Consider the following 22,646-nt stretch of genomic DNA (forward strand, 5'->3'; position numbering starts at 1 on the left):
TTCTTAGCTCCAGGACCCCAGAGGGGCCGTTGGTTGAACTTCTGGGGTTTGGGCGGGCGGATCCCAAAAGGACCCGCCCTACTCTTCCGCTAAACGTGTCGTCCGGGGACGAAACGCTTAGGCGTACTTCTTGATCACTTCGTCGGCGACGTGCTGCGGCACCGGCTCGTAGTGATCGTAGACCATGCTGAACTGGGCGCGGCCTTGCGACATGCCCCGCAGGGTGTTCACGTAACCGAACATGTTGGCCAGCGGAACGAAGGCGTTCACGACCGTCGCGTTACCGCGCATGTCTTGACCCTGGATCATGCCGCGACGGCTGTTCAGGTCGCCGATGACCGAACCCAGGTACTCTTCCGGGGTCACGACCTCGACCTTCATGATCGGCTCGAGCAGCTTGGGGCTGCCCTTTTCGCGCAGTTCCTTGAAGGCGGCGCGCGAGGCGATTTCGAAGGCCAGGACCGACGAGTCGACGTCGTGGTACTTGCCGTCCGTCAGGGTCGCCTTGAAGTCGATCAGCGGGAAGCCGGCCAGCAGGCCGTTGTCCTTGACCGATTCCAGGCCCTTCTGGACGCCCGGGATGTATTCCTTCGGCACGGCGCCGCCGACGATGGCGCTTTCGAAGATGAAGCCCGAACCCGGCTCGCCCGGCTCGAAGGTGATCATGACGCGGGCGAACTGGCCCGTACCACCGGTCTGCTTCTTGTGGGTGTAGTCGATGTCGACCTTGCGGCCCAGCGATTCACGATAGGCAACCTGCGGCGCGCCGATGTTGGCTTCGACCTTGTAGGTCCGCTTCAGGATGTCGATCTTGATGTCCAGGTGCAGTTCGCCCATGCCCTTCAGGATCGTCTGGCCGCTTTCGAAGTCGGTCGAGACGGTGAAGGACGGATCTTCGGCGGCCAGCTTCTGCAGGGCGACGCCCAGCTTCTCCTGGTCGGCCTTCGACTTGGGCTCGACGGCGATCTCGATGACGGGCGCCGGGAATTCCATGCGCTCCAGGATCACCGGCGACTTCAGCGGATCGCACAGGGTGTCGCCCGTGCGGGTGTCCTTGAGGCCGGCCAGGGCGACGATGTCGCCGGCGTAGGCTTCCTTGATGTCTTCGCGGTTGTTGGAGTGCATGAGCAGCATGCGGCCGACCCGCTCGCGCTTGTCGCGCGTCGAGTTCAGCAGGCTCATGCCGGTTTCCATCTTGCCCGAGTACAGGCGGCAGAAGGTCAGCGAACCGACGAAGGGGTCGTCCATGATCTTGAACGCCAGAACCGACAGGGGCTCTTCGTCCGAGGCCTTGCGGGTGATTTCTTCTTCGGTCTTGAAGTCGATGCCCTTGGTCGGCGGGATGTCCAGCGGCGACGGCAGGTAGTCGACGACGGCGTCCAGCAGGGGCTGCACGCCCTTGTTCTTGAAGGCCGAGCCGCAGAGGATCGGGTAGAACGCGCCGTTCAGCACGGCCTTGCGGATGCACTTCTTGATGGTTTCTTCCGAGGGCTCTTCGCCGCCCAGATAGGCTTCCATCGCGTCGTCATCGAGCTCGACGGCGTTCTCGACCAGATAGGCGCGGGCTTCCACGGCCTTGTCCAGCAGGTCGGCCGGGATTTCTTCGTCGCGGTAGGTCGCGCCCAGGCCGTCGTTGTCCCAGACCACGGCCTTCATGCGGACCAGGTCCACGAGGCCCTTCAGGTTCGATTCCGAACCGATCGGGAATTGGATCGGCACGGCCTTGGCGCCGAGGCGGTCGCGGATCGACTCGACCGACTTGTCGAAGTCGGCGCCGATCTTGTCCATCTTGTTGACGAACACGATACGCGGCACGCGGTACTTGTCGGCCTGGCGCCAGACGGTTTCGGTCTGCGGCTCGACGCCGGCGTTGCCGTCCAGCACCGTCACGGCGCCGTCGAGAACGCGCAGGCTGCGCTCGACTTCGATGGTGAAGTCGACGTGCCCGGGGGTGTCGATGATGTTGAGGCGCTTGTCGTTCCAGAAAGCGGTCGTCGCGGCCGACGTGATGGTGATGCCGCGCTCTTGCTCCTGCTCCATCCAGTCCATGGTCGCGGCGCCGTCGTGGACTTCGCCGATCTTGTGCGACTTACCGGTGTAATACAGGATCCGCTCGGTCGTCGTCGTCTTGCCCGCGTCGATGTGGGCCATGATGCCGAAGTTGCGGTAGTCTTCGATTTTATGCGTGCGGGGCATAGCGATCGCTCTGCGAAACGGGACGGCCCTGACGGACACGACCGGGATTTAAACGTGCGGCGCGGGCGGTTTATCGCAAACCGCCCGCGCCTGAAAGAGTGCTGGTAAGAAAGCTTACCAGCGGTAGTGCGAGAAGGCCCGGTTGGCTTCAGCCATCTTGTGGGTGTCTTCGCGCTTCTTCACCGCGGTGCCGCGGTTGTTGGAAGCGTCGAGGAGCTCACCAGCCAGCTTTTCGGTCATGGTGTTTTCGCCGCGCTTGCGAGCGGCGGTCACCAGCCAACGGATGGCCAGGGCGCGACGACGGTCCGGACGGACTTCCACGGGCACCTGATAGGTGGCGCCGCCGACGCGGCGCGACCGGACTTCGATCGCCGGGGCGACGTTGTCCAGGGCGGAGTGGAAGGTCTCAAGCGGACCTTGGTCCTTGCGCTTGTTTTCCAGGATGTCGAAAGCACCATAGATGATGTTTTCAGCGACGGCTTTTTTGCCCTCGTACATCACGTAGTTCATGAACTTCGTGACGATCAGGTCCCCAAACTTGGGATCCGGCAGGACTTGGCGTTTCTCGGCGCGACGGCGGCGGGACATCTTCTTCTATTCCTTACTTCGGACGCTTGGCGCCGTAGAGCGAACGACGCTGCTTACGATCCTTGACACCTTGGGTGTCGAGGACGCCGCGCAGGATGTGGTAGCGGACGCCGGGCAAGTCCTTGACGCGGCCGCCGCGGATGAGCACCACCGAGTGCTCCTGCAGGTTGTGGCCTTCGCCCGGGATGTAGCACACGGCTTCGATGCCGGTGGTCAGACGGACCTTGGCGACCTTACGCAGAGCCGAGTTCGGCTTCTTCGGGGTCGTCGTGTAGACGCGGGTGCAGACGCCGCGACGTTGGGGGCAGCCCTTCAGGGCGGGCACCTTGTTCCGGACCGGCTTCGGAGAGCGCGGCTTGCGGATGAGCTGGTTGACGGTAGGCATTAAGTCTCTGCTCTGATGGAAGCGTGTGCCTTTCGGCCGAGGCGCTTCAGGGTCCTTGTTGTTCTTCTTTCCGGCTTCAAGGCTCCGGTTGGAGACCCGATAAACACGAAACTCGCCGGGACGCGGAAAGCGTTCCGGCGGGCCTGCCGTCGGTTTATGGACGGACGCTCATCAGGACGGGCGCAAGACCCACCTCGAAAAGAGCGCGGAACCTACTCGCGAAGGCGCTCCACGTCAATCGCCGGCTTCCGCGTCGGTTAATGGAGCGTTTAGAGGGCCACGCTTTCGCCATAGGCGATCGCCAGCCTCGCTTCACAACCCGTCCTTGTTCGCCGAGTCATTCGTGGTCCAAGCCGCCGCGCCGTCCATAACACGCCTGCTGGATCTACGGAGCGAACCCAGGCGCGACAAGCGGTTCTGGGCGCTGGCCGGCGGGTCGGCGGCGCTGCACCTGCTGGTCCTGGCCTGGCTGGCCCTGCCGGTGCGGGCGGTGTTCCCCGACCTGGACGCGGTCTCGACGGTGACCATCGACCTGGTCAGTCCGCCCCCGCGCGAGCGGCCCCGCGAGGCCGTCGAAACCCCGGCCGCGGCCGCCTCTTCAGCCCCCGCTTCGCCCCTGGCGAATCCGCGCGAGGCCCGGCGGCCGGCCCCGGCGGGAATCGCCCCCTCCCCCTTCGTGGCGGCGCCGGCGACGGACGCGCGCGGACGCGGGAACGCCGAGCATCCCGCGCCCCTGCCCGCCGCCCAGCCCGGCGGCGACGCCAGGACGGCCCTGCGCGGCAGCGGGACCGGCTGCGCCAACGCCCGCGCCGTCGGCCTCAACCGTCGCGAGGAGGAGCGCTGCGACGAGCGCTGGGGCGAGGCCGCGCGCAAGGCCCCGGAATACGCCGCCCCGATCGAGGCGGCCAAGCGCGCCGGCTTCGACCAGCAGGCCGCCCGGCAGGAGGCCGACAGGCGCTATCGGGAGTCGCCGATGGGCATGGGCGTCGACCATCGCAGCCGCGACGGCCTGGGCAAGATGAAGGAGATCCCCCTGGGCCTGCCGGGCACGGACGCCCTGGGCCGGCCCAGGAACTAGCGCGATCAGCCGGCCGGCTTGACCGGCAGGTTCTGCGCCAGGAAGGCCTCGACCGCCTCCAGCATCTTCGTCCGCGTGGCCGAGGTGGAGAGGTAGTGGTCGTCGCCCTCCAGCACGACGCTGCGCACCGGGCGGCCGGCGGCCGTCAGGGCGTCGCGCATGCGCTCGGACTGGGCCGGGGCGACAGTGGTGTCCTGATCGCCCCAGACCAGCAGCACCGGCGGGGTGGCCTTGCCCACCTGACGGGCCGGCGAGACCGAGGTCAGGGCGGCGGGGTCCTTGAAGGTCGTGCCCATCTGGCTGCGCCAGTAGCGCAGGCTGTCGGAGGCGCCGCCATAGGCGGTGACCGTCTCGCCCAGCATCTGCGGCAGGTCCGAGACGCCGTTGACCGACACCGCGCAGCGATAGGCGGTCGGGTTCAGCGTGGCTCCGGCCAGGGCCGAATAGCCGCCGAAGCTGGCCCCGACGATGCAGACGCGGGCCGGATCGACCACGCCGTCCTTGGCCAGCTGGGCGACGCCGTCCAGCAGGTCGGTCTGGATCTTGCCGCCCCACTCGCGCTCGCCGGCCTTCTCGAAGGTCCTACCGAAGCCGGCCGAGCCGCGGAACTGCGGCTGCAGCACCGCATAGCCGCGCGTGGCCAGGAACTGCGCCCACCAGTCGAAGTCGTAGCCGTCGCGCGAGGCCGGACCGCCGTGCGGCAGGACGATCAGCGGCAGCTTGCCGCCTTCGGGCGGCGCGCCCGGCGGCAGGGTCAGATAGGCCGGGATCTCCAGGCCGTCGCGAGCCTTGTAGGTCAGCCAGCGGGTCTGACCCAGCGGCGCGTCCTTGAGCTCCGGATAGGCCTCGCCGAGGGGAGAAATCTCCTTGCGGGCCTTGTCGAACAGGTACCAGACGGGCGGCGAGCCGGGCGAGGCGACGCGCGCCACGAAACGCACGCGATCGCGCGACCAGCCGGTCAGCGACACGTCCTGGCCCTTGAAGGCGCGGCTCAGGGCGCCGTGGACGGCGCCGACCTGCGGGTCCAGCCATTCGTAGACCGGCCGCTCGCGGCCCGAGACGATCGCCACCGGCGTGGTCAGGGCCGGATCCCAGACCACGCCGATGTCGGAGCCCAGGATCGGCTTGCCGCGCGGCTCGGTCGTCCCGTCGGCCAGGCGGATGCGCACGACCTGGCTAGCGCCATCGGGCGCGGCCTGCACCATGTAGACGGCGTCCTCGGCGTCGGAATAGCCGAGATAGGTGCGGATATCCTCCTCGCTGTCGGTGGCGACCAGCGTGCGCCAGTTCCTCTGGCCCTTGGCGCGCACCAGCAGCTTGAAGTCGTGCCTGAGCATGTCCTGGTCGATGCGCACGCGCGCCTCGCCGGCCCGGTCGACGTCCCAGGTGGTGGTGTCGGGCGAGCCGCGCTCGGCGATCTCGCCGCGGCCCTTGACCACGTCGGCGCGGAACAGGGTCTGGACCAGCGGATTGACGGCTTCCTTGCGGACCAGCCGGGTGCCGAGATTGCCTTCGGGCGTGGGGATGTAGTCGAGGCCCTGCACCAGGACCTTGGGCTTGTCGCCCTCGACGACGCCGAGCACGGGCTGGCTGATGGCGTAGGCCGAGGCGGTCTCGCCCTCGAGCAGGCTGCTGACGATCTTGCCCTTGGAGTCGACGACGACGTTGCGCTCGAACCGGTAGGCGTTGCGCGCGCCGACGCGCTTCCAGATGGCGGTGCGGACCAGGGCGTAGTCCTGGCTGACCCAGCGCACGCCGACGGTCTGGATGTCGCCCAGGGTGAGGACGGCTTCACCCGCCTGGTCGATGGTCGCGAAGCGGACCGTGCGCGCGGCCGGCGCGCCGCCGAGGATGGCCAGCTTGTCGCCGGCCGGCGACATCGACACCATCTGCACGGCCGGCAGCCGGCCGAAGGCCGAGGCGGGGGGCGTCTGAGCGCTCGCGGTCTGCCCCAAGGCCGCCAGAACCGCGGCCACGCCCCACACCATACGCTTCGTCATACGCCCCAACGCCCCGACAGAGATCACTCGCCCCAGGCGACACACCCGGGAGCGATCGCACTCAGAGCGAGTGGCCGGAGCGCCGTCAAGCGCAAGGTGAAGCTTTATCTCCGCCCGGCGCTCAACCAGCCCGGCGGAACGAAGCCGAGGCCGGCGTGGTGCGGAAGCGGGCGACCAGGCCCGACAGTTCGTCGGCGGCCGAGACGAGATTGCGGCTGTCGCCTGCCGAGCGGCTGATCAGGGCGGCGTTGCGCTGGGCGCCCTGGTCCATCTGGTTGACGGCGGTATTGACCTGCGAGAGGCCCGCCGACTGTTCCTGGGCGCCGGCGGCGATCTCGCTGACGATGCCGTCGATGGCCTCGACCTGGGCGACGATCTTCTGCAGCGCCTCGCCGGTGCGGCCGACCAGTTTGACCCCGGCTTCGACCTGACGGGCGGAGTCGGCGATGTGGACCTTGATCTCCTTGGCCGCCTCGGCCGAGCGCTGGGCCAGCGCGCGGACTTCCTGGGCGACGACGGCGAAGCCCTTGCCGGCGTCGCCGGCGCGAGCCGCTTCGACCCCGGCGTTGAGCGCCAGGAGGTTGGTCTGGAAAGCGATCTCGTCGATCACGCCGACGATCTGGCCGACCTGGCGCGACGAGGCTTCGACGCCGCCGATGGCCGCGATGGTGTCCTGGACCACCGAGCGCGAGCGGCCGGCTTCGGCCTGGGCTTCGCGGACGGCCTCGTGGGCCCCGCGGGCGCCCTCGGCGGTGCGGCGGACGGTGACGGTGACTTCGTCCAGGGCAGCGGCGGTCTCTTCCAGGCTGGCGGCCTGCTGCTCGGTGCGGTCGGAGATGTCGGACGAGGCGTCGGCGATATTGCCGGCCCCGGTGTTCAGGGCGCCGACGGCGTCGACGACGGCGCTCATGGCCGTCTCCAGGCGCTCGACGGCCTGGTTGAAGTCGCGGCGCAAGCCCTCGTAGTCGTGGGCGAAGGGCTGATCGAGGCGGACGGTCAGGTCGCCGTTCGACAGGCGCTCCAGACCCTGGGCCAGGCTGTCGACGACCACGCCCTGCTCGCGGGCGGCGCGGGCGTCGCGAGCCTGGGCGGCGGCGCGCTCGGCCTCGCTCTGGTCGCGGTGGCTGGCGGCGTCGGCCTCGATGCGCTGCTTGGCTTCGGCGTCGTCGCGGAAGGCGTGGACGGCGTCGGCCATCAGCCCGATGTCGTCGCGGCGGCCGGCGAAAGGCAGGGCCACCGACAGGTCGCCCTTCATCAGCCGGGCCATGGCCTCGCGCAGGGTCTTCAGCGGCGACAGCTGGCGGCGCACGGTCAGGACCGAGGCGACGCCGCCGGCCAGACCCAGCACCAGGCCGGCCGCGCCCAGCCAGCCGAGCTGGCGATAGACGGGACCGAAATAGTCGGCCTTGGGCACGCCGACGAACATCACGCCGATCACCTGGCCCGAGGCGTCCTTGATCGGGTCGTAGGCGACGAAATAGGCGCGCTTGAGGATCTGGGTCTCGCCGCGATAGGCCTCGCCGCGACCGAGCACGGCGTCATAGACCGGACCCTTGGCCAGGGTGGTGCCGACCGCGCGCGAGCCGTCGGGCTTCTCGACATTGGTGGTGATGCGGGTGTCGCCCATGAACACGGTGGCCACGCCCCCGGCCAGGGCCTTGACCCGATCGACGCCGGCCAGATCGCCATTCAGGGCGTGGTCGCCGACGAACAGCTGGTCGCCCTCGCGGCGGAACGTCTGGCCCTGGCGGCCGATGACGTCCCAGGCCACGCGCATGCTGGTTTCCTGCTGGGCCACGGCCTGGCGCTTGGCGAAGCCGAGGGAGCTCCAGGCGACGACGCCCAGCAGGCCGGCCAGCAGGACGGCGAAGGCGGCGGCGATGGTCAGGCTGACCTTGGTGGAAATATCCGAGCGCATGGGGTCCGGGCGAAGGGAGGAATTTGCCCTGTTCTCACCCGTACCGACTGAAATTTCATTTAACGCGCTGAAATAACGCGAGTCTTTTTACATTCCCGCGTTCTATTCGAGGTTGCGTCAGGCCGCCGGCGTGGCCTTGGCCGTCGGGGTGGTCAGGGCGCCGTTGCAGTAGCGCTTCCAGGCCCGCCAGTAGCGCGGATCCAGATTGGCGCAACCGGCCTGGGTGATCGCCACCTCGGCCTCGTACCAGTCGGTCTTGGGCTCATCCATGTACTTGAGGACCAGGGCCGGGCACTGCTTGCGGGCCTTGGGCGAGAGGTTGTCGCCGGCGCGGTGGATGATGTAGCCGGCCGCGCCGGGCGTCTTGACCGCGATCATGCCGGTCCAGGCCTGTTCGGGCTCGGCGGCGTCGACGCACAGGGCCTTGCCGCGCTCGGACTGGCTGATCACCGGATTGCGGAACATCACCATCTCGGGCCGCTCGAAGCTCTTGGTGATCTTGGCCGCGGTCTCGTCGACGAAGGCCTTGTCGGCGGCGGCGAAGTCGTCGGAGGGCTTGGGCTCGGGAACCGGCTTGGGCGCGCAGGCGGCCATGGACAGCGCCACGCACGCGGCGGCGACCCAAACACTGCGAACCATCGACGTCCCCCGACGCTGCGCCCGCCCCCGCCCTGGGGCTTACGGCAAAACAAAAGAGCGGCCGGGTTTCCCCGACCGCTCCTTGTCTAGCACAACCTGTAAGGTCGTCGACCCGCCGATTACTCGGCGTCGGAGAGCGCGATCTCGGCCGGCAGCGGCTCCATCGCTTCTTCGCGCTGCTGGGCCAGCTGCTCGTCGCGCTTGGCGGCGACGCGCTGCAGGCTGCGCAGGTAGGAACCCGTACCAGCGGGGATCAGACGACCCACGATGACGTTTTCCTTCAGGCCTTCCAGGGTGTCGGTCTTGCCGTGCACCGAGGCTTCGGTCAGGACGCGGGTCGTTTCCTGGAACGACGCGGCCGAGATGAAGCTCTTGGTCTGCAGCGAGGCCTTGGTGATGCCGAGCAGCACCGGCTGGGTCACAGCCGGACGGCCGCCGCGGGCGATCGCCTTTTCCTGTTCCTTGTCGAAGTCCGGCTTATCGAGGTGGTCGCCCTTGATAAGGCCGGTGTCGCCGGGCTCGAGGATCTCGACCTTCTGCAGCATCTGACGAACGATCGTCTCGATGTGCTTGTCGTTGATCGGCACGCCCTGCAGACGATAGACCTCCTGGATCTCGTCGACGAGGAAGTTGGCCAGAGCTTCGACGCCCAGGATGCGCAGGATGTCGTGCGGATCCGGGTTGCCGTCGATGATGTACTCGCCGCGCGTGATGAAGTCGCCATCATGCACCGCGATGTGCTTGCCCTTCGGGATCAGGAACTCGACCGCTTCGCCCTGGTTGCCGTCTGCGTCGACTTCCGGGGTGATCTTGATGCGGCGCTTGTTCTTGTAATCCTTGCCGAATTCGACACGGCCGTCCATTTCCGCGATGACCGCGCAGTCCTTCGGACGGCGGGCTTCGAAGAGTTCGGCGACGCGCGGCAGACCGCCGGTGATGTCCCGGGTCTTGGCGCCTTCGGTCGGGATACGGGCGATGACCTCACCCGGCTTCACTTCGTCGCCGTCGGCCACCGAGAGAATGGCGCCGACCGACAGGAGGTAGCGAGCCTCGCCGCCGTTCGACAGACGCTTGTACGAGCCGTCCTCGGCCAGCACGCCCATGGCCGGACGCAGGTCCGAACCGCGGGCCGACGCGCGCCAGTCGGCGATGACGCGCTGGGCGATGCCCGTCGCTTCGTCGACTTCTTCGCGGACCGAGAAGCCGTCCACCAGGTCTTCGGCGCGGATGCGGCCGCCGACTTCGGTGATGATCGGCGTGGTGTAGGGGTCCCAGTCGGCCAGGCGCTGGCCGCGCTTGACGGTGTCGCCGTCCTTGATCTTCAGGCGAGCGCCGTAAGGCGGCTTGTAGTTTTCGCGTTCCTTGCCGTCGACCAGCACGCTCACGGCCGTGTTGCGGCTCATGACGACCAGCTGGCCGTCCGAACCGATCACGGTGGCGCCGGTCACGCGGACCACGCCGTCGTTGCTGCTTTCGAAGAACGACTGCTCGGCCACCTGGGCCGTGCCGCCGATGTGGAACGTACGCATGGTCAGCTGCGTGCCCGGCTCACCGATCGACTGGGCGGCGATGACGCCGACAGCTTCACCGATGTTGACCGGGGTGCCGCGGGCCAGGTCGCGGCCGTAGCAGGCGCCGCAGACGCCGATCTTGGCTTCGCAGGTCAGGACCGAGCGGACCTTCACCGACTGGACAGCCGCCGCCTCGATGGCGTCGGCCATGTTCTCGTCGATATAGGTGTCGGCCGGAGCGACCAGCTCGCCGGTCGCCGGATCCTTGACGTCCTCGGCCGTGAAGCGGCCCAGGACGCGGGTGCCCAGCGAGACCAGCACGTCGCCGCCTTCGACCACGGCGCGCAGGGTGATGCCCTTCGTGGTGCCGCAGTCTTCCTCGACGATGATGCAGTCCTGCGCGACGTCGACCAGACGACGGGTCAGGTAACCCGAGTTGGCCGTCTTCAGCGCGGTGTCGGCCAGACCCTTACGGGCGCCGTGGGTGGAGTTGAAGTACTCCTGAACGGTCAGGCCTTCCTTGAAGTTCGAGACGATCGGGGTCTCGATGATCTCGCCGGAGGGCTTGGCCATCAGGCCGCGCATGCCGCCCAGCTGCTTCATCTGGGCTTGCGAACCACGGGCGCCGGAGTGGGCCATCATGTAGATGGCGTTGATTTCCTTCTCGCGGCCGTTCTCGTCCTTATGCTTGGTCTGCAGCTCGGCCATCATCTCGTCGGCGACGCGATCGGTGGCCTTGGCCCAGGCGTCGACGACCTTGTTGTACTTCTCACCCTTGGTGATCAGACCGTCGGCGTACTGCTGCTCATATTCCTCGGCCAGGGCGCGCGTCTCGGCGACGATCGCTTCCTTGCGCTTCGGAATGATGATGTCGTCCTTGCCGAACGAGATGCCGGCCTTGGCGGCTTCCTTGAAGCCCAGGCCCATGACCTGGTCGGCGAAGATCACCGTCGCCTTCTGACCGCAGTGGCGGTAGACGATGTCGATGAGGTTGCCGATTTCCTTCTTGGTCAGCGCCTTCTCGATCAGTCGGTGACCGATCGCGGGGTGGCGCGGCAGCAGGGCGGCGATCTTCATGCGGCCCGGGGTGGTGTCGATCACGCGGCGACGCGCCACGCCATCGGCTTCCACTTCGGTGAAGCGCGACTTGATCTTGGCGTGCAGCGACACGACGCCGGCGTCCATGGCCGCTTCGATTTCGCCCAGGTCCGAGAAGATCTTGCCTTCGCCCGGCTCACCTTCGCGAGCGACCGACAGGTAGTACAGACCCAGGACGATGTCCTGCGACGGCACGATGATCGGGCGACCGTTGGCGGGCGACAGGATGTTGTTGGTCGACATCATCAGGACGCGCGCTTCCAGCTGAGCTTCCAGGCTCAGCGGGACGTGCACGGCCATCTGGTCGCCGTCGAAGTCGGCGTTGAACGCGGCGCAGACCAGCGGGTGCAGCTGGATGGCCTTGCCCTCGATCAGCTTCGGCTCGAACGCCTGGATGCCCAGACGGTGGAGCGTCGGGGCGCGGTTCAGCAGCACCGGGTGCTCGCGGATCACCTCTTCGAGGATGTCCCACACCTGGGGCTGTTCGCGCTCGACCATGCGCTTGGACTGCTTGACGGTGCCCGACAGGCCCTTGGCGTCCAGGCGCGCGTAGATGAACGGCTTGAACAGCTCGAGCGCCATCTTCTTGGGCAGGCCGCACTCGTGCAGCTTCAGGTCCGGACCCACGACGATGACCGAACGGCCCGAGTAGTCGACGCGCTTGCCGAGCAGGTTCTGACGGAAGCGGCCTTGCTTGCCCTTCAGCATGTCGGCCAGCGACTTCAGCGGGCGCTTGTTGGCGCCCGTGATGACGCGACCGCGACGGCCGTTGTCGAACAGGGCGTCGACCGATTCCTGCAGCATCCGCTTTTCGTTGCGGATGATGATGTCGGGCGCGCGCAGCTCGATCAGGCGCTTGAGGCGGTTGTTACGGTTGATGACCCGGCGATAGAGGTCGTTCAGGTCGGACGTGGCGAAGCGGCCGCCGTCCAGCGGCACCAGCGGGCGCAGTTCCGGCGGGATGACCGGAACGACCGTCAGCACCATCCACTCGGGACGATTGCCCGACTCCTGGAAGGCTTCCAGGATCTTCAGGCGCTTGCTGAACTTCTTCTGCTTCATGTCCGACACGGTGCCGGCCAGTTCCTCGCGCAGACGCTCGGCCTCTTTTTCGAGGTCGATGGCCTTCAGCAGGTTCTGGACGGCCTCGGCGCCGATCTCGGCGGTGAAGCTGTCGTCGCCGTACTCGTCCTGAGCGCGGATGTAGTCATCTTCCGACAGCAGCTGGTGCTGCTTCAGCGGGGTCAGGCCCGGCTCGGTGATGATGTAGTATTCGAAGTACAGGACGCGCTCGATGTCCTTCAGCGGCATGTCGAGCATCATGGCGATGCGCGAGGGCAGCGACTTCAGGAACCAGATGTGAGCGACCGGCGAGGCCAGCTCGATGTGGCCCATGCGCTCACGGCGAACGCGGGCGAGGGTGACTTCCACGCCGCACTTTTCGCAGATGATGCCCTTGTACTTCATGCGCTTGTACTTGCCGCACAGGCATTCGTAGTCCTTGGTCGGGCCAAAGATACGGGCGCAGAACAGGCCGTCACGCTCGGGCTTGAACGTGCGGTAGTTGATGGTCTCGGGCTTCTTGATCTCGCCGAACGACCACGAACGGATCTTTTCCGGCGAGGCGAGCGAGATGCGGATCTGGTCGAAGGTCGGCGTGGCCTGGACCGGATTGAAGATGTTCAGGACTTCCTGGTTCATCTTGGTTCCTTCTGCGGGACTACCCGCGAAAATTCTAAGTCAGAGAGCGGCTGATGGAGGGCCCCTCCCCCGCCTTCAGGCGGGAGAGGGAGATCCGGATCAGCTGTTCTCCAGCTCGACGTTCAGGCCGAGCGAGCGCATTTCCTTGACCAGCACGTTGAAGCTTTCCGGGATACCGGCTTCGAACGTGTCGTCGCCGCGGACGATCGACTCGTAGACCTTGGTCCGGCCGGCCACGTCGTCGGACTTCACCGTCAGCATTTCCTGCAGGGTGTAGGCCGCGCCGTAGGCTTCCAGAGCCCACACTTCCATTTCCCCGAAGCGCTGACCGCCGAACTGGGCCTTGCCGCCCAGCGGCTGCTGGGTGACCAGCGAGTACGGACCGATCGAACGGGCGTGGATCTTGTCGTCGACCAGGTGGTGCAGCTTCAGCATGTAGATGTAGCCGACCGTGACCGGACGCTTGAACTGCTCGCCGGTGGTGCCGTCGAACAGGATCGACTGACCCGACGCGTTGACGCCGGCCATTTCGAGATGGCTCTCGATGTCCTCGATCCGGGCGCCGTCGAACACCGGGGTGGCGATCGGAACGCCCTTGCCCAGGTTCTTGGCCAGCTCGACCAGGTCTTCCTCGGTGTCCGGCAGCTCTTCGTCCGGGCCGTAGACGTCACGCAGACGTTGGACCAGGGCGTCCTTCTGACCGCCGTGCTGCCAGTCCTCGAGCAGACCGGTGATCTGCTTGCCGAGGTTGGCGCAGGCCCAGCCCAGGTGGGTTTCGAAGATCTGACCGACGTTCATGCGCGAAGGCACGCCCAGCGGGTTCAGCACGAGATCCACGTGGGTGCCGTCGGCGAGGAACGGCATGTCCTCGATCGGCAGGATGCGCGAGATGACGCCCTTGTTGCCGTGACGGCCGGCCATCTTGTCGCCCGGCTGAAGCTTGCGCTTCACGGCCACGAAGACCTTGACCATCTTCATGACGCCCGGGGGCAGTTCGTCGCCGCGCTGCAGCTTGTCGACCTTGTCCTCGAAACGACGGTCGAGGCGCTTGCGGTTCTCGTCGAACAGACGGCGCAGGCTTTCCAGTTCGCCCATCGCCTTCTCGTCGTCGAGAGCGATCTGCCACCACAGGCCCGAGGCCACCGAGGCCAGGCCTTCAGCGGTGATCTCGCCGCGCGACAGGCCCTTCGGGCCCGACAGCGCGTTCTTGCCGATCAGCAGGTCCTTCAGGCGGCCCGAGATGTTGCGGTTCAGGATCGCGAACTCATCGTCGCGGTCCTTGCCCAGACGGTCGATTTCCGAGCGTTCGATCGCCAGGGCGCGTTCGTCCTTATCGACGCCGTGACGGTTGAACACGCGCACGTCGACGATCGTGCCGGCGACGCCCGGGGGCAGGCGCAGGCTGGTGTCGCGGACGTCGGAAGCCTTCTCGCCGAAGATGGCGCGCAGCAGCTTCTCTTCCGGAGTCATCGGGCTTTCGCCCTTCGGCGTGACCTTACCGACCAGGATGTCGCCCGGCTGGACTTCGGCGCCGATGGCCACGATGCCGGCTTCGTCGAGGTTGCGCAGGGCTTCCTCGCCGACGTTCGGGATGTCGCGGGTGATTTCTTCCGGACCGAGCTTGGTGTCGCGGGCCATGACTTCGAATTCCTCGATGTGGATCGAGGTGAAGACGTCGTCACGGACGATGCGCTCGGAGATCAGGATCGAGTCTTCGAAGTTGTAACCGTTCCAGGGCATGAACGCGACGAGCGCGTTGCGGCCCAGGGCCAGTTCGCCCAGCTCCGTCGACGGACCGTCGGCGATGATGTCGCCGGCGCTGATCTTGTCGCCCACACGGACCAGCGGACGCTGGTTGATGCAGGTCGACTGGTTCGAGCGCTGGAACTTCGACATCCGGTAGATGTCGACGCCCGAGCGGGCCGCGTCGGTTTCTTCGGTGGCGCGCACGACGATACGGGTGCCGTCGATCTGCTCGACGACGCCGGTGCGCTTGGCGATGACCACGGCGCCCGAGTCACGAGCCACGACCGCTTCCATGCCGGTGCCCACGAGCGGGGCGTCCGACTGGACGAGCGGCACGGCCTGACGCTGCATGTTCGAACCCATGAGGGCGCGGTTGGCGTCGTCGTTTTCCAGGAACGGGATCAGGGCGGCGGCCACCGACACGACTTGGCGCGGCGACACGTCCATCAGGTCCACCGTCTCCTTTTGCAGGAGGGTCGGTTCGCCGTTGATGCGGCCCGGAACCAGGTCTTCGAGGATCTCGCCTTCGACGACCTTGATGTTCGACTGGGCGATGACGTGCTTGGATTCCTCCATCGCCGACATGTAGACGACTTCGTCCATCGGCTTGCCGTCCTTCACGCGACGGTACGGGCTCTCGATGAAGCCGTACTTGTTCACGCGGGCGTGGGTGGCGAGCGAGTTGATCAGACCGATGTTCGGGCCTTCCGGCGTTTCAATCGGGCAGATCCGGCCGTAGTGGGTCGGGTGAACGTCGCGGACTTCGAAGCCGGCGCGTTCGCGGGTCAGACCGCCCGGGCCGAGGGCCGAGAGACGACGCTTGTGGGTGATTTCCGACAGCGGGTTCGTCTGGTCCATGAATTGCGACAGCTGCGAGGAGCCGAAGAATTCGCGGACGGCGGCGGCCGCCGGCTTAGCGTTGATCAGGTCGTGCGGCATGACGGTGTCGATATCGACCGACGACATGCGTTCCTTGATCGCCCGTTCCATGCGGAGCAGGCCGACGCGGTATTGGTTTTCCAGCAGCTCGCCGACCGAACGCACCCGGCGGTTGCCGAGGTTGTCGATGTCGTCGATTTCGCCGCGGCCGTCGCGAAGGCCGACCAGCAGCTTCAGCACGGCCAGGACGTCTTCCTTGCGCAGGACGCGGACTTCGTCCGAGACTTCCTGCTCGAGACGCATGTTCATCTTCACGCGGCCGACCGACGACAGGTCGTAGCGCTCGGCGTCGAAGAACAGCGACTTGAACATCGCTTCGGCGGCTTCAACCGTCGGCGGCTCGCCCGGACGCATGACGCGGTAGATGTCGAACAGCGCGTCTTCGCGGACGGCGTTCTTGTCGACGCGCAGGGTGTTGCGCATGTAGGCGCCGACCGTGACGTGGTCGATGTCGAGCACGTCGATGGTGTCGAAGCCTTGGTCGGCTAGGGCCTGGATCGTCGGGACGTCCAGCTCGTCGCCGGCTTCGGCGTAGATCTCGCCGGTCTCGAAGTTGACGGCGTCGCGGGCCAGGTAGCGGCCGGTCAGGGCTTCCGGACCGAGCAGCAGGGTCTTCAGGCCGGCGTCGGCGAACTTCTTGGCGTTGCGGGCGCTGATCTTGGTGCCGGCCGGAGCGATTTCCTCACCCGTGTCGGCGTCGACCAGGGCGACTTCCGGCTTCACGCCGCGCCAGCGCTCGGCCTTGTACGGGGTGGCCCAGCCGCCCGCGCGCTTTTCGAACGGGACGACGTCGTAGAACGTGGTCAGGATCTCTTCGCCATCCATGCCCAGGGCATAGAGGAAGGTCGTGGCCGGCAGCTTGCGGCGGCGGTCGATGCGGACGTAGACGATGTCCTTGGCGTCGAACTCGAAGTCGAGCCACGAGCCGCGGTACGGGATCACGCGGGCGGCGAACAGCAGCTTGCCCGAGGCGTGGGTCTTGCCCTTGTCGTGGTCGAAGAACACGCCCGGCGAGCGGTGCATCTGCGAGACGATGACGCGCTCGGTGCCGTTGACGATGAAGGTGCCCTTGTCGGTCATGAGCGGGATGTCGCCCATGTAGACGTCCTGCTCCTTGATGTCCTTGACGGACCGGGCGCCGGTTTCTTCTTCGGTTTCGAACACGATCAGGCGCAGCTTGACCTTCAGCGGCGCGGCGAAGGTCATGTCGCGCTGAATGCACTCTTCGACGTCGTACTTCGGCTCTTCGAATTCGTACGAGACGTATTCGAGCACGGCGCGCTCGTTGAAGTCCTTGATCGGGAACACCGACTTGAAGACCGCCTCGACGCCTTCGTCGCGACGCTGGCCCGGACGGACCTCGCGCTGAAGGAACTGCTCGTAGGAGGAGCGCTGAACCTCGATGAGGTTCGGCATCTGCACAGCTTCGGGGATGCGGCCGAACGACTTCCGGATCCGCTTCTTGCCGGTGAAGGATTGCGCCATGTTTTTTCCCTGCGGCGCGGACGGAATCCGCGCGTGAATTCGAATGCCTCGGCGTCCACCCTCGCCGCTCCCCTGGTCGGAGAGCGTCGGACGCTGGAATTCCCCTAGCGAGCGACCGGGACCGGAAGCTCGATGGGCGCCCCTTCGCGCGGATCGGAGGGCGGCTGATCGCGCCTCGGGGCGTTGAAGAGCGGACGTGCGTGGACGCACTCCGCCGAAATGTCTTCGTGAACGGGCGGATATAGGGGATCGAAACGCGGATGGAAAGGGGGAAATAGCGCCCCATTCGACGGCGTCGCTTCGTTTCAGCAGGGATACGCCCGCTCAGCCCCCTTCCGGGGACGAAGGATCGCCATGCCCGCCGCCGCCCAGCCGTCCCTCAGGCGCCTCTCCCCGCCCGACGCCTCGACCACCCTGGTCTCGCCGATGCAACGGATCGCCGACCGGATCGACGAGGTTTCGCCCGTTCCGCGCAAGCTGATGATCGCCGCCAGTTCCGACCTGGCGGCCGGCGATTTCCAGGCCGCCGAGAGGAAGGCCATGGCCGCGGCCCCGCACGGCGGACCGCTGGCCCTGCGCCTGCTGGGCCTGGTCTATGAGCGGGCCGGCCAGCTGCCCAAGGCCTTCACCGCCTATCAGGCCGCCCACAAGCTGTGGCCAGACGACGCCGACGGCGTGCGCGACCTGGCCCGCCTGGCCCGGCGGCTGGGCCAGCCGGCGATGGCGGCGGATCTCCTGGTCCGGGTGCGCGCCGCCGCGCCGGGCGACCTGGCCGACGCTCAGGACCTGGCCAGCGCCCTGCGCGACCTCGACCGATTCGACGACGCCCTGCAGGTGGTGCGTGAAGCGATGGTCCGCGCGCCCGAGGATCCCAACCTCTGGAGCCTGCTGGGCTCGATCGCCACCCAGCGCGGCGACGACGAGGACGCCCAGGTGTTCCATGACGAGGCCGCGCGCCTGGGTCCGCGCGAGGTTCCGGTGCTGGCCAACGCCGCCATCGCCCGGCTCGACGTCGGCGACGCGGCAGGCGCCCTGGCCGCCTGCGACGCCGCCCTGGCCGCCGCCCCTACTCCGCCGCAGGCCGCCTCGGTGCGGATGACCCGGGCCTTCGCCCAACTGTGCCTGGGCGACCTGGCCGGCGGCTGGAACGACTACGCCGCCCGCCTGCTGCCCGAACGCCGCGAAGCCATGGCCTTCGACATTGCCGGCGAGCGCTGGACGCCGGCGCGGCCCCTGCGCGGCCTTTCGCTGCTGCTGGTCGGCGAGCAGGGCCTGGGCGACGAGGTGCTGTTCGGCTCGATGCTGCCGGACCTGCTGGCCGCCCTCGGCCCCGCCGGCCGCCTGACCCTGGCGGTGGAGCCGCGCCTCGTCTCGCTGTTCGCCCGCGCCTTTCCCGGCGTGAAGGTGGCCGCCCACGCCAGCACGAGCCTGGCCGGCCGCGTGACCCGCGGCGTCCCGGACGCCGGCGACGAGCACGACGCCTGGGCCCCGATGGGCGCCCTGCTGCCGCTGCTGCGGCCGACGACCGACTGTTTCGCCCCGCGCGCCTTCCTGTCGCCCGATCCCGACCGGCTGGCCCATTGGCGCGAGTGGCTGGAGAGCCTGGGCCCCGGCCGCAAGATCGGCTTCATGTGGCGCAGCCGGCTGATGCACGGCCTGCGCAACCGCCGCTTCGCCCCGTTCGAGGCCTGGACGCCGGTGCTGCGCACGCCGGGCGCGGTGTTCGTCAATCTGCAGTACGGCGAGCCCGGGCCGGAGCTGGCTCGGGCCGCCGCGGCGGGGCTGGAGATCCACCAGCCGCCGGGTCTGGACCTGATGCAGGACCTGGAGGGCGTCATGGCCCTGACCTACGCGCTCGACATGATGATCGGTCCGATGACCGCGACCAGCAACCTGGCGGCGGCCTGCGGCGTCGAAACCTGGATCCTCGCCTCCAACCCGCTCTGGCCACTGCTGGGGACGGGCGGCTGCCCCTGGTACCCGAACGTGCGGGCCTTCGCGCCGGAGGGGGCGGATGACTGGGGGCCGAGGCTGGAAGAAGTGGCGAAGGCGTTGGCGGAGCGGGTGGCGGCGGGCTCGCTCCCTCTCCCATAGGGAGAGGGTTGGGGTGAGGGGTTACGGCGTCTGACGGAGCGCCGGCACATCGTCCGACCTCGTAACCCCTCACCCTCCCACCGCTTCGCGGCGGGCCCCTCCCTCTCCCTCTGGGAGAGGGGCTCATGAGCGGCGCTTCCCTCCAAGAAAAAGGGGAGGACGTTTCCGCCCTCCCCTCTTCGCCTCTTACTTCACCACCTGGACGGCGGCCTGGGCCTGGGCCGCCAGGGCCTTGTCGCCGGTGGCGGTGAGCTTGCCGGCCTTGTCGTCCCAGCGCAGCTTGACCGTCTTGCCGACGCCCTTCTCGTAGGCGTTGGTGACGCCGTCGTCGTCGTAGAGCGAGAACTCGGCGTCGCGGCCCGGCCAGACCTTCACGGCGCTGATGGCCTGGGGCTGGCTGGTGTTGAGGATCGGCCCGCCCATCGGCACGATCGAGCCGGCGCGGACGAACAGCGGGATGGTGTCGATCGGGGCCTTCACGCGGATCGTCTGACCGCCGGTGAACTTCTGGTTGGTCCAGTAGTCGTACCAGTCGGCGCCGGCCGGCAGGTAGACGTCGCGCTCGGTGACGCCCTGGTCGGTGACCGGAGCCACCAGGAAGGCCGGGCCGAACATGTACTGGTCGCCGATGTTTGCAACCTTCGGATCGTTCGGGAAGTCCATGAACAGGCCGCGCATGAAGGGCGCGCCGGTGTCGTAGGTCGTCTTGCCCATCGAGTAGAGGTACGGCATCAGCGCGTAGCGCAGGCGGACGTACTTGGTCAGGACGGTTTCGGCCTCCTTGCCGAACGACCACAGCTCGGTCTCCTTGCGCATGCCGTGCACGCGAAGGGTCGGGGTGAAGACGCCGTACTGGAACCAGCGGGTGAAGAGTTCCGGATAGTCGTTGTTCTGGCCGACCACGGCGCGGGCGTCGGACGGGTCGAGCAGCGGCGGCTTGGTCGCCGTCGTGGTTTGCGGCAGCCACTGCCAGCCGCCGATGTCGTTGCCCCAGTAGGCCAGGCCCGAGGCGGTGAAGTTCAGGCCCGTCGGCACCTGGCGCTTGAGCACTTCCCAGGTCGGCGAGATGTCGGACGACCAGAACAGCGAGCCGTTGCGCTGGGCGCCGGTGTAGGCGGCGCGGGCCAGGATCAGGTTGCGCTTGTCCGGACGGTCGCGGCGCGAGCCGTCGGCGGCCAGCTGGGTGTGCATCAGCGGGAAGGCGTTACGGACGCGGTCGCCCGTGCCGGCGTGGAAGTAGTAGCCCGACGGCACCAGGTCCGGCTCGGTCTCGTCCAGCCACAGCCAGTCGAAGCCCTGAGAGAGGATGTTGTCGCGGATCTTGCCCCAGAACCAGTCGCGGGCCTCGGGGTTGGTGGTGTCGATCAGGGCGCCGGTGCGGTCGCTGCGGAACGGCAGGCCGTCGACGACCTTGCCGTCGGCGTCCTTCAGGAAATAGCCCTTGTCGGCCATGTAGTTGAAGTAGCGGCCTTCCTGCTCGAAGCGGGGCCACACGCTGATGATGGTCTGCACGCCGCGGTCATGCAGCGTCTTGTTCATGCCCTTGGGGTCGGGGAAGGCGGTCGGATCGATGTCGATCTGGCCCATCCGCGTCCAGTGGAACCAGTCCAGCACCATGATGTCGAGCGGCAGGCCGCGCTTCTGGTAGCCGTCGGCCACGGCCATGAACTCGGCCTGGGTCTCGTAGCGGGCCTTGGACTGGATGTAGCCGAAGGCGGCCTTGGGCGGCAGCGGGGTGACGCCGGTCAGGGCGCGGTAGCCGGCGTAGATCTCGTCGGTGGTCTTGCCGGTGATGACGAAGAACGACACCCGCTCGCCGACGTTGGACTGCCACAGGGTGCGGCCGTTGACGCCCGGATAGATCTTGGTGGCCGACGGGTTGTCCCAGAGGATGCCATAGCCCTTGCTGGTCACCAGGAACGGCACGCAGACCGTCTCGCCGTGCGGGGCGTCGTAGTCGTGCTTGCAGTCGATAGTGCGGCCGCGCAGGTCGAGCGCGCCTTCCGACTCCTGGTTCTGGCCCAGGCCGTAGAAGTGCTCGTCGGCCGTGGTCGAGAAGGTGGCGCCGGCGCGGTAGGTCTTCTCGCCGCTGACGACGTGGGGCGACAGCTCCCAGCCGTTCATGTCGACCAGCGAGGTCCCGTCGGCCTTGCGCACCTTGATCGAGACCGGCGGCAGCGACGGGGCGAAATAGCGCTCCTGCAGGCTGGGTGCGCCGGGCCACGGCTGGGCGACGACTTCCAGCGACAGCTCGGCGGAGGTGAAGACGTCGGCGCCGGCCTTCTGGTCGTGGCGCCAGCCCTTGTCGCTGGGTTGGCCGTTGATCCCGTAGCCCGGGGCGGCCTTGGCCAGGTCCTTGTCCTGGCTGATGGTCACGCGGATGACGTTGGGGGCGTAGGTCTCAACCGAGACGTAGGAGCCGTTGCGGTCGACCGTGGTGGTCGGGGCCGCGACGGCGAGGCCGGCGGCGGCGCTCAGGGCCAGACCCGAAACCAGACCAGAAGCCAGGGCGCGTCGACGCGCTCCGTTCAGCCAAGCCATGCGATTTCCTCCACTAAGTTACCGCTATCATTTCCTGGTGCTGGCGTAGTGGCGGGCGCGGCGAAGGTCAAGGCAAGGGTGTGATTGATGGGAGGAATGAGCTCCCGGGGGTCCTTCTCCCCTTGCGGGAGAAGGTGGCGGCGAAGCCGACGGATGAGGGGTCGCGCGGGCGGTTCTGAGAGACCCCTCACCCGACCTCGCTTCGCGAGGCCACCCTCTCCCGCAAGGGGAGAGGGATCTGGAAAACGAAAACGGGCCCGGAGGTTTCCCTCCGGGCCCGTCTCGTAAGGTCATGAAGACCAGATCCGCGTCAGGCGACGCGGAACCGGATTACTTCACTTGGACCTTGGCGCCGGCTTCGGTCAGCTTCTTGGCGACTTCGTCGGCCTGCTGCTTCGAAACGTTTTCGACGACGTTCTGCGGAACGCCTTCGACCAGGTCCTTGGCTTCCTTCAGGCCGAGGTCCGGACGGACGCCGCGGACTTCCTTAATGACGTTGATCTTCTTGTCGCCACCGTCCAGCAGGACGACGGTGAATTCGGTTTGCTCTTCAGCGGCTTCAACCGGAGCGGCCGGACCACCAGCGGCGGCGACGGCGACCGGAGCGGCGGCCGAGACGCCCCACTTTTCTTCCAGCAGCTTCGAGAGTTCAGCGGCTTCCAGCACCGACAGGGTGGACAGTTCTTCGACCAGCTTTTCGAGCTTCGACATGTGTCAGTTCCTTAGA

At 67.4% G+C, this 22,646-nt stretch carries 12 protein-coding genes and 1 pseudogene; 3 read left to right on the forward strand and 10 right to left on the reverse strand.

Annotation, left to right across the window (positions count from 1 at the left end; genetic code table 11):
* Window positions 1-117: 117 nt before the first annotated feature.
* The 3 genes from fusA to rpsL all read right to left on the reverse strand — a co-directional run bounded on the left by fusA (window position 118) and on the right by rpsL (window position 3,169).
* Window positions 118-2,196 (reverse strand): elongation factor G, encoded by a 2,079-nt coding sequence (gene fusA, locus AC2YHT_RS22435; RefSeq protein WP_110121625.1) that lies wholly within the window; start codon window positions 2,194-2,196, stop codon window positions 118-120.
* A 114-nt stretch (window positions 2,197-2,310) separates the two neighbouring features.
* A complete protein-coding gene (gene rpsG / locus AC2YHT_RS22440; RefSeq protein ID WP_007661568.1) occupies window positions 2,311-2,784 on the reverse strand; it encodes a 30S ribosomal protein S7 in 474 nt (157 codons plus the stop codon).
* 13 nt (window positions 2,785-2,797) lie between these two features.
* Window positions 2,798-3,169, reverse strand: a complete 372-nt coding sequence (rpsL, locus tag AC2YHT_RS22445; protein WP_058350131.1) for a 30S ribosomal protein S12 — start codon at window positions 3,167-3,169, stop codon at window positions 2,798-2,800.
* A gap of 343 nt (window positions 3,170-3,512) precedes the next feature.
* On the opposite strand from rpsL, the gene AC2YHT_RS22450 reads away from it, so the two are divergent.
* Entirely contained in the window at window positions 3,513-4,247 is a 735-nt protein-coding gene (locus tag AC2YHT_RS22450; RefSeq protein WP_487292078.1) for a hypothetical protein, read from the forward strand.
* Window positions 4,248-4,252: 5 nt separating this feature from the next.
* Here AC2YHT_RS22450 and AC2YHT_RS22455 read toward each other — a convergent pair whose 3' ends face one another.
* The 5 genes from AC2YHT_RS22455 to rpoB all read right to left on the reverse strand — a co-directional run bounded on the left by AC2YHT_RS22455 (window position 4,253) and on the right by rpoB (window position 17,284).
* Window positions 4,253-6,247, reverse strand: coding sequence for an alpha/beta hydrolase family protein (locus tag AC2YHT_RS22455; RefSeq protein WP_487292079.1), 1,995 nt, complete (start codon window positions 6,245-6,247; stop codon window positions 4,253-4,255).
* Between the two features lie 121 nt (window positions 6,248-6,368).
* A complete protein-coding gene (locus AC2YHT_RS22460; RefSeq protein WP_487292080.1) occupies window positions 6,369-8,165 on the reverse strand; it encodes a methyl-accepting chemotaxis protein in 1,797 nt (598 codons plus the stop codon).
* A gap of 117 nt (window positions 8,166-8,282) precedes the next feature.
* On the reverse strand, window positions 8,283-8,804 hold the full coding sequence (locus tag AC2YHT_RS22465; RefSeq protein ID WP_487292081.1) for a hypothetical protein: 522 nt from the start codon (window positions 8,802-8,804) through the stop codon (window positions 8,283-8,285).
* Between the two features lie 119 nt (window positions 8,805-8,923).
* Window positions 8,924-13,114: a DNA-directed RNA polymerase subunit beta' gene (rpoC, locus tag AC2YHT_RS22470; RefSeq protein WP_487292082.1), complete on the reverse strand. Its 4,191-nt coding sequence runs from the start codon at window positions 13,112-13,114 to the stop codon at window positions 8,924-8,926.
* Between the two features lie 99 nt (window positions 13,115-13,213).
* On the reverse strand, window positions 13,214-17,284 hold the full coding sequence (rpoB, locus tag AC2YHT_RS22475) for a DNA-directed RNA polymerase subunit beta (protein ID WP_110121629.1): 4,071 nt from the start codon (window positions 17,282-17,284) through the stop codon (window positions 13,214-13,216).
* A gap of 354 nt (window positions 17,285-17,638) precedes the next feature.
* Here rpoB and AC2YHT_RS22480 point away from each other — a divergent pair, with 354 nt between their 5' ends.
* Complete coding sequence (locus tag AC2YHT_RS22480; protein ID WP_487292083.1) at window positions 17,639-19,378, forward strand: tetratricopeptide repeat protein; 1,740 nt, start codon at window positions 17,639-17,641, stop codon at window positions 19,376-19,378.
* Between the two features lie 13 nt (window positions 19,379-19,391).
* Window positions 19,392-19,499: pseudogene (locus AC2YHT_RS22485) on the forward strand (hypothetical protein); the annotation flags it as partial.
* Between the two features lie 65 nt (window positions 19,500-19,564).
* Here the strand turns inward: AC2YHT_RS22485 and AC2YHT_RS22490 are convergent.
* Together AC2YHT_RS22490 and rplL are read right to left on the reverse strand one after the other, a co-directional pair.
* Window positions 19,565-21,919, reverse strand: coding sequence for a glycoside hydrolase family 31 protein (locus AC2YHT_RS22490; protein WP_487292084.1), 2,355 nt, complete (start codon window positions 21,917-21,919; stop codon window positions 19,565-19,567).
* A gap of 330 nt (window positions 21,920-22,249) precedes the next feature.
* Window positions 22,250-22,630, reverse strand: coding sequence for a 50S ribosomal protein L7/L12 (gene rplL / locus AC2YHT_RS22495; protein ID WP_487292085.1), 381 nt, complete (start codon window positions 22,628-22,630; stop codon window positions 22,250-22,252).
* Window positions 22,631-22,646: the final 16 nt, after the last annotated feature.

The sequence above is a fragment of the Caulobacter sp. SRI_008 genome (genome assembly GCF_057586355.1).

Bases quoted from the DNA above. Each gene is read 5' to 3' on its own strand.
- fusA (WP_110121625.1), bottom strand. From the start codon at position 2,196: ATGCCCCGCACGCATAAAATCGAAGACTACCGCAACTTCGGCATCATG.
- rpsG (WP_007661568.1), bottom strand. From the start codon at position 2,784: ATGTCCCGCCGCCGTCGCGCCGAGAAACGCCAAGTCCTGCCGGATCCC.
- rpsL (WP_058350131.1), bottom strand. From the start codon at position 3,169: ATGCCTACCGTCAACCAGCTCATCCGCAAGCCGCGCTCTCCGAAGCCG.
- AC2YHT_RS22455 (WP_487292079.1), bottom strand. From the start codon at position 6,247: ATGACGAAGCGTATGGTGTGGGGCGTGGCCGCGGTTCTGGCGGCCTTG.
- AC2YHT_RS22460 (WP_487292080.1), bottom strand. From the start codon at position 8,165: ATGCGCTCGGATATTTCCACCAAGGTCAGCCTGACCATCGCCGCCGCC.
- AC2YHT_RS22465 (WP_487292081.1), bottom strand. From the start codon at position 8,804: ATGGTTCGCAGTGTTTGGGTCGCCGCCGCGTGCGTGGCGCTGTCCATG.
- rpoC (WP_487292082.1), bottom strand. From the start codon at position 13,114: ATGAACCAGGAAGTCCTGAACATCTTCAATCCGGTCCAGGCCACGCCG.
- rpoB (WP_110121629.1), bottom strand. From the start codon at position 17,284: ATGGCGCAATCCTTCACCGGCAAGAAGCGGATCCGGAAGTCGTTCGGC.
- AC2YHT_RS22480 (WP_487292083.1), top strand. From the start codon at position 17,639: ATGCCCGCCGCCGCCCAGCCGTCCCTCAGGCGCCTCTCCCCGCCCGAC.
- AC2YHT_RS22490 (WP_487292084.1), bottom strand. From the start codon at position 21,919: ATGGCTTGGCTGAACGGAGCGCGTCGACGCGCCCTGGCTTCTGGTCTG.
- rplL (WP_487292085.1), bottom strand. From the start codon at position 22,630: ATGTCGAAGCTCGAAAAGCTGGTCGAAGAACTGTCCACCCTGTCGGTG.